Origin of the sequence: Burkholderia sp. BCC0405 (assembly GCF_902833075.1) — a bacterium.
GTDB lineage: Bacteria > Pseudomonadota > Gammaproteobacteria > Burkholderiales > Burkholderiaceae > Burkholderia.
This window is the reverse complement of the sequence record NZ_CADFEO010000070.1, coordinates 1-428: the sequence shown is the minus strand read 5'-3', so window position 1 is coordinate 428 and position 428 is coordinate 1. Positions and strand designations below refer to the sequence as shown.

Sequence of the window (428 nt, the reverse complement as noted above, 5' to 3'; positions counted from 1 at the left end):
ATCAATGGCGTCGATACGGCATTGTTGTACGACGGTCAGAAGCTGGTGGGTGAATACGACGGCGGCGGCAAGCTGGTGCGGCGTTACGTGTTTGGTCCCGGGATTGATGAACCGCTGGTGCAGTATGAAGGGGCGGGTACGGCGGCGAAGAGCTGGCTGTATGCGAACCAGCAGGGCAGTGTGGTGGCGCTGGCGAATGGCAGCGGCGCGACGACGAGCAGCCAGGCGTATGGGCCGTTCGGGGAGACGAATGGGACGCTGGCGTCGCGGTTCGGTTATACGGGGCAGCAGTATCTGGCGCCGTTGGAGCTGTATTACTACAAGGCGCGGATGTACTCGCCGGGGTTGGGGCGGTTCCTGCAGACGGATCCGATCGGGTATAAGGATGATCTGAACTGGTATGCGTATGTTGGGAACAATCCGATCAA

The 428-nt window shown here is 60.5% G+C and carries 1 protein-coding gene; it reads left to right on the top strand.

Going from position 1 to position 428, the window contains the following annotated elements; genetic code table 11:
• Positions 1-428: RHS repeat-associated core domain-containing protein (locus HWX36_RS36735; RefSeq protein WP_175958581.1), on the top strand; the 428-nt coding region annotated here is incomplete at both ends.